The sequence below is a fragment of the Clostridium sp. AM49-4BH genome, assembly GCF_003478335.1.
In the GTDB taxonomy this organism is placed as follows: domain Bacteria; phylum Bacillota; class Clostridia; order Lachnospirales; family Lachnospiraceae; genus Butyribacter.
On record NZ_QUFB01000090.1, the window covers coordinates 1 to 5,065 of the forward strand.

Consider the following 5,065-nt stretch of genomic DNA (forward strand, 5'->3'; position numbering starts at 1 on the left):
GGAAAATATTGTATTGGCAAGAAAAATAGATAAAAATGAATATTCAGAAGTTCTTGATATATGTGAAAAAGTAATGTTAAATTAATAGAAATGCCAATAGAATCTTTTAAATGGGAGAAAAATATTTCGGGTCTACAAAATATTAATGTTCCGGTAATTGCGATTATAGAGAATGGGGTAAGATGTAATGCATTCGAGATTGAAATGCAGATTATTAGTGTGTTATTAAAGGAAAATTATAAAGTTAGTTTGATTTCGAGTAGGCAATTTGGTAATACCGAGAATATACATGCTTTTCCTGGATTTATGAATGGAAATGGTTTAAATGAAAGTGAAAAAATAATTTGCTACAACCAATATCTAAAATATATTGAAGAAAATGAAAAGCCAGAGGTAATTGTTGTTGGAATACCGGGTGAGTTACTTCCACTTACAAAGCAAAAGCCAGGAAATTTTGGAATAATAGCGTATGAAATTTTAAATGCCGTAGATCCGGATTTTACAATCTTATCGCTTTATAAAGATGAATACAAAGAAGAGTATTTTGAAGAAATGAACAATCTTTTGCACTATCGTTATAATGTAGATGCAGATTGCTTTTATTTATGCAATTGTTCAATAGACAGGTTTTCGATTAATTCAGTTTTGCCGATAAAGTATTTAGAACATAAGAATGAGGAGATAGAAGCACAGTGTATTCAATATGTTCATAGGGTATATTGCAAGAATACCTATCTTGATATGACAGATTTTTTAATAGAGACACTGACAGGTTATAATGAGATTCAAATATTTTAAAATTCTTAACAAGAAGGAGATTACTATGAGCAATACAATTAATGTGAACTATATGACAAGGGCTTACAATCAGTACCAGCAGAAAATTGTGACTAAAGATCAGGAGAAGGAAGATACAAGGTTTGCGGATAGTGTAAAAGAAAAGCGCGAAGGTAGTGGAAGTATAGTGGGCAATTTAAAAACAGGTTCTGTGTCTGCTAAAGATATGACAATGGAGGAATACAAGCAGTATATTTACAATAAAATATCTCAAATTCCAATGCATCCCACAAGGGCAGGCGAGTCAATATCTGTTACAATTTCAGAGGCGGGGTTTGAAGCGATGAAGAATGATCCAGAGTATGAAGCATGGGTATTAAATGATTTGCAGGTGGGCTGGTCACAACCGGATAAATGGTCCGGTATATGTGGAGGAGCGTTTTCTACAATATATTATGGAGCATCAAAAGAAGAATGTCATGCTGAAATGTGGAGTGCAGGTTATAACAATGGAAATGGTGGGAAGACTTTTAATGATAAGTCAAAAAATAGTTTTTGGGAGCGTAGAATAGAAAATAAAAAGAGAATAGAAAATCAAGTAAAGAAACAACAGGAAAAAAAGCGGATTCAGGAAAAACAAGCAGAAAGAACAGCTTATGAAGAATATGTGCAAAATAAAAGGTTATCAGCTCAGGATGTTAGAGCGGGATTGGCGGCGGAGAGTAGTTCGTCTGATAGGACTGTCACAACAAGTCAGGCAGTAGCTTCTTATGAGGCAAATTTTATAATGGCAGTAAGAAAATGGATTTAATGAATTTACTATAAGAGGCGATGTTAGTGCAGAAAATAAAGATAGCGATTATTGATAATGGTGTAGATGAAGCTGCTTTGGGTAATGAAATATCAGGAAAAGTTTATGTTAATGAAAAAAAAGAGTGTGTTTATGATGAAGCGGACATGAGTAGAGTAAGATTTGCTCATGGGACAATATGCGCAGCCATTATTCAAAAATATTTAGCAAATTCAGAAATATACAGTATTCGACTTCTAAATGAAGACGGAAGTGGCTTAATAGAACATTTAAAACCAGCATTAGATTGGTGTATAGAAAAAGGTATTTATTTGGTTAATTTGAGCTTAGGCACTACACATTTTAGGGATAAGTCATTAATAAGAACATTAGTAAACCATTATGTGAGCAAGGGAATGTGCATCGTAGCTGCAACATCTAATAGTGGATATGAATCATATCCGGCTTCTTTTTCAAATATAATAGGTGTTGCAACGCATTCCTCTTTTTTTTCAGATTCTTTAAAGAGACTGTTTCTTGGGATAAATATACTTGGTGAGTCTGAACATACGCTGCGATTGTATGGAGTTGCATCTGTTACTCAGAAATGTAACAGTTATGCAGCTCCCTTTGTAACTGCTTATATTGGTATGTTTTTTATGGAACAGGGATTTCAAAATATTACCAAATTATATAAGAGGTTTTCTAAAAAAGAAACAATGATTACAATATCTGAAAAGGTTGAACCCGATTGGATATGCTGTGCAGTAATTAAGGCAAATATTAAAAAGAGTAAGGCTGATTACTATTTTGATGTTGTAGGAATTGAAGAAATAAATCGGGCAGATACACTTATTATTGATAACTTGTCAGATTTAGAACTAGCTACTCAATATAGAAAAAATGTTGTTTATGTTGGAAGTGAGAAAATAAAGGAGACATTAGATGATTGCTTTTATTGGTGTCCAAATAAGAGAGTACAATTTATTGATAGATGTACTGGAAATGAACAAGAGTTAGACATTCCCATAATTGTATTCGAAGTAAGTGAGAAAATAGATGTAGCGTTTCTGCTCGCAGAGTTCAAAAAAGATTTTGCTGATCGTGAGTATAATATATATACCGCAGGGTTAGAACCAGAATATGTTTTGTATGGGTTAGAATATGTACCAGAACAATGCCTGAGTAAAGTAAAAACGGTTAAAGAGTTCATCTATTGGCAAACGTTTTACATGCAAAGCGATGGTGTATTATTTTGTATATCGGAAGGAAAACATAGTCTTATTGAGCCACTTTTTAGTGATATAGATGTTATGGTAAGAATTGAAAATATAAATAATATATATTTAGCGGAAATTCAAAATGAAGATATAGTTGTATTGAAAATAAGTGATTGTGAAATAGATAAGGATTTTGTCGAGAAAGTTACAAATTGTCTTGTAAGAATATTGACGGAGGAAGAAGATGGATAACAAAGAGGCTGTAAAAAGATTACTTCTGTTACTAGGCAGATACAAAAAAACAATAGTTGTAATTGTCGGTTGTCTGCTTGTTTCTACCGGGTTAAATCTATGCGTTCCGCTGATCAGCAGGCGAATCATGGACGATGGCTTTATTGGCGGAAATAAGAAATTATTGATAGAGCTGGTCTTGGTGTCTATGATAATCTACACTATAAATTCCCTCATAGATATAGTCAAGGAAAAGAAACGTGTAGATATTTCAGCAAAGATACAATATTTTCTTTCGGAACAGTCTTTTTCACATCTTATGAAGCTGCGGGTAAACTATTTCAATAACACAAACTATGCGGAGACTTTGAATAATATCAACACGGATATTAACCAGATGACATCTATTGCTGACAGCAGTGTTTTTTTCGTAATTACGCAGGCGTTTAGCATGACAGGCGGCATAATAGGTTTATTCATAATAGATTTCAGAATGACGGTACTGGTTCTTCTGTTTATACCTATTAAGTGTGTGGTAATGAAATACTTTGCAAAAAAGCAAAAACAGATTATGGACGAGTTCATAAAAAGGAATCAGGAGTACGCAAAATGGTTTGGAGATACTGTTGGAGGGGTACGAGAAGTCAAGCTGTTTAATATCTTGGATAAAAAGCATGAGGAGTTTGTACTTAACCAGAACAATATTATAGAGAAACAAAAGCAGATGAATATGTTAGGGCAGTGGAATACGATAATAGATAGTATCATGGTACAGTTTCTTTCTACATTGTTATATATACTGGGCGCAAATTTAGTGTTTGATATGAAACTTTCAGTAGGTAGTGTGTTCGCTTTCATTACATATAGTGCTTATGTTACCGGACCGATTTCTGCAATCCTAAATATAGGATACCTGTTATCAGGGATTATTCCGTCAACAAAAAGATATTATGCGTTTATGGAATTGGAAGAAGAAACGGATAATGGAAAGAAAACGGATCTATGTCCAAATGATTTGAGATTGCAGAAGGTTTCTTTTGCGTATGAAAGGGATAAGTGCATTTTGAAGAATATTGATATATTATTTGCAAAATCCAGCAAGACAGCTATAATTGGGCGCAATGGTTCGGGAAAGACGACAATCATCAATCTTCTTACGAGAATGTATGAGCCGACAAGTGGTGAAATACTGTTGGGAGCAGAAAATATTTCAGAGCTGCCATTGCCAGAATACCGAAATATGGTATCCGTTGTGAGCCAACAAATCTATTTATTCAATGACACAATAAGGAATAATATCTGTCTGTATAAACAAATAGATGATACGGTGATAGAAGCTGCCTGCAAGGACAGCGGACTTGAAGATTTTATAAAAGAGGTTTCCTTAGATCATGTGGTAGGACAGAATGGGGCAATGCTCTCCGGCGGGCAAAAGCAGAAAATAGCCCTTGCAAGGGCATTGGTGCATGACAAGCCGATTATTATATTTGATGAAGCTACTTCAAACACAGATGCTTATTCAGAACAGCAGATAAACGGACTGCTTGATACTCGGCTAAAAGACAAAACAGTGATAGTGATAACACATAAGAAAGAGATATTGAGCAAAGTGGATCAGATCGTTGTACTGAAGGAGGGAGTGGTTGCAGATTTAGGGAGATATGATGATTTGATAGGGAAAAGTGATGAACTAAATGTTATGTTGGAAAAAGCAGAATAAATATAAGAAAATCTTTTCAGAGTAGCAAGTCTTTTTTGCTTTTGGGACAAAAAGTATTATTTCTGGCAGAAAATGTGAAATATTATTAGATGCTTGTCGATAAAAAAGAAAAATAGAGAGAATTTGCATCATGCAGGTTAATTCTAATTATTCTATGAATGGTGTGCCGTATGAAACTAGACATAAATAGGATAATATTCCTCCATATTAATGCGGAATATGCTGTTCATGAAAGTTAAAATCCTAAAGATGCAAGAGATGTATATTATCAACAATTATACATTTCTGCATCTTTTTATTTTGAGCATTCCAATAGTAATACGCTGA

4 protein-coding genes are annotated in these 5,065 nt (G+C 33.8%); all 4 read left to right on the forward strand.

What is annotated here, in order from left to right; translation table 11 throughout:
* Nucleotides 1-204 precede the first annotated feature (204 nt).
* Genes DW981_RS14110 through DW981_RS14125 form a run of 4 tightly spaced genes read left to right on the forward strand, consistent with a single transcriptional unit; the run spans nt 205 to nt 4,738 of the window.
* Entirely contained in the window at nt 205-798 is a 594-nt protein-coding gene (locus DW981_RS14110) for a hypothetical protein (protein ID WP_147352670.1), read from the forward strand.
* A gap of 25 nt (nt 799-823) precedes the next feature.
* Nucleotides 824-1,588: a hypothetical protein gene (locus tag DW981_RS14115; RefSeq protein WP_118508191.1), complete on the forward strand. Its 765-nt coding sequence runs from the start codon at nt 824-826 to the stop codon at nt 1,586-1,588.
* A 26-nt stretch (nt 1,589-1,614) separates the two neighbouring features.
* Nucleotides 1,615-3,039, forward strand: a complete 1,425-nt coding sequence (locus tag DW981_RS14120) for a S8 family serine peptidase (RefSeq protein ID WP_055196133.1) — start codon at nt 1,615-1,617, stop codon at nt 3,037-3,039.
* Nucleotides 3,032-4,738 (forward strand): ABC transporter ATP-binding protein, encoded by a 1,707-nt coding sequence (locus DW981_RS14125; protein ID WP_118508190.1) that lies wholly within the window; start codon nt 3,032-3,034, stop codon nt 4,736-4,738. Before DW981_RS14120 ends, DW981_RS14125 begins: the two co-directional genes overlap by 8 nt.
* Nucleotides 4,739-5,065 lie beyond the last annotated feature (327 nt).

Excerpts from the sequence above, each read along its gene's own strand:
- DW981_RS14115 (WP_118508191.1), top strand. The coding sequence starts at position 824 with ATGAGCAATACAATTAATGTGAACTATATGACAAGGGCTTACAATCAG.
- DW981_RS14110 (WP_147352670.1), top strand. The coding sequence starts at position 205 with ATGCAGATTATTAGTGTGTTATTAAAGGAAAATTATAAAGTTAGTTTG.
- DW981_RS14125 (WP_118508190.1), top strand. The coding sequence starts at position 3,032 with ATGGATAACAAAGAGGCTGTAAAAAGATTACTTCTGTTACTAGGCAGA.